The sequence below is a fragment of the Burkholderia sp. APQ4-4ca genome (genome assembly GCF_057837105.1).
Genome location: NZ_JBYQCG010000008.1, coordinates 1 through 1602 on the forward strand (window position 1 = coordinate 1; position 1602 = coordinate 1602).

Genomic DNA, 1602 nt, shown 5'->3' on the forward strand with positions numbered 1-1602 from the left:
GCATCCGGTACAGCGCCCGCGTGCTCGACATCATCGAGCGCATGCTGGTCGAGCATCTACCAGGCGTCGTGCCGTCGAGTCTGCTCGGCAAGGCATTGCAGTACATGAGCGGGCAGTGGTCAAAGCTGGTCCGATACGTCGGTAACGGCAACTGGCCGATCTCGAACAACCTGTGCGAGAACGCGATCCGGCCGTTCGTCGTCGGCCGCAAGGGCTGGCTGTTCTCCGATACGGTCGCCGGCGCGCAGGCCAGTGCCAACCTGTACTCCCTCGTCGAGACATGCAAGGCGAACGGCGTCGAGCCGTATCGCTATCTGGTCAGGCTGTTCACCAGGTTGCCTCTCGCTGCAACCGCCGACGACTACGCCGATCTCATGCCTTGGACAATGCCTGCCGCACTCAACCTCTGAGGGGCGTCGTTAAATGACCGCATACGGTCAATCCACCTCGATACCAACCGGCATACATCGCGATGGCGATCGATACTATCGTGGCAAACATCGCTCCGAACTTCAAAATCAAAAGGTTAATTACGGAAGTGCGGCTGGATTGAAACTGGTGGGTTTCATTTGCAAGATCCGCGCTCAGAAAGCGCACAGGGTTAAGCTTCGAAGCTGTTTCGTATCTCTTCGCTCACAAATATTGTTCGCTCCACGCAGTTCGCAGTGACCTAGTTGACTGGGACCGATGTGTTGATCCTGTCAGCCTCGGGATGCTGCGACGCGGATTTTCCTAATCCTTTGGAGCGAACAATGAGTCTCTACGCTGTTTCCGGCGCCGCCGCCCAACTTGCTGCCGATGTCCCGTTCCGGGCGTCGGCCGTCAGCCACACATCCGCACCGTCGTTTGGGCGCGAATATCTCACTACCGACGAGGCTGCGGACCTTCTTGGCCTCCGTCCGCAGACTCTGAGAAAAGCGTATTCCACGGACGGCTGCTATTTCTCCGTCGTTCCGAAGAAGGCCGCAAACCGCCGTCTTTACTGGAAGGCCGATCTGATCCGTGCACTGATCGAGGGGGCTTGAATGTGCACGCGATACGCCGGCGGCTCCCCCAGCCCTTTACCGAAGGCTACCGAAGCTAGTCGTGAACTATCGAAGCCTATTGTCGTGGGCCGCTCTTCTTCAAAGCATCCCAGCGGCGATTCAAACGGTTATTAAGCGCATCCTTCGTCAATCGGGCGGGGGCCTTTAGACGGCGACAATTATCTTGGCCGGTTTGACGACAATTACCTTGGCCGGTGGGGAAACGACGAAGGCGGCGTAGCCGCCGTAGGCGCTTCCCCACCGGCGGCGCCGGACGGATGGGGTTTTAGGATGGCTGATCGTCTTCCAAAAGAAGAACAGCCATGCCCGGAACCTACATTACGGACCAGCAGGTCCGCCTCTATATGAACAAGCGCAAACATCACACCCAAGAAGTCGCAGCGGCCATGGCTGGCATGAGCGTTCGAACGGCGCGTCGAATCGAGCGCGGTGCGCCGCTGCCGTCGCAGAGAGCGTCGAGAACGTGGCGCACCCGATCCGATCCGTTCGCTGACGTCTGGGAGACGGAGGTGGTGCCACTGCTGCGCCATGCACCGCGTCTGAAGGCTGTTACGTT

3 protein-coding genes are annotated in these 1602 nt (G+C 59.1%); all 3 read left to right on the forward strand.

Going from position 1 to position 1602, the window contains the following annotated elements; genetic code table 11:
• On the forward strand, positions 1-410 hold a 410-nt coding region (locus AC3IFE_RS01185), incomplete at its 5' end, for an IS66 family transposase (RefSeq protein WP_489189344.1).
• 342 nt (positions 411-752) lie between these two features.
• Entirely contained in the window at positions 753-1025 is a 273-nt protein-coding gene (locus AC3IFE_RS01190) for a hypothetical protein (protein ID WP_489189345.1), read from the forward strand.
• A 323-nt stretch (positions 1026-1348) separates the two neighbouring features.
• The coding region (locus AC3IFE_RS01195; protein WP_489189346.1) for a helix-turn-helix domain-containing protein at positions 1349-1602 on the forward strand (254 nt) is incomplete at its 3' end.

What these genes read in the sequence shown, in the direction of transcription:
- AC3IFE_RS01190 (WP_489189345.1), top strand. Translation starts at nt 753, where the DNA reads ATGAGTCTCTACGCTGTTTCCGGCGCCGCCGCCCAACTTGCTGCCGAT.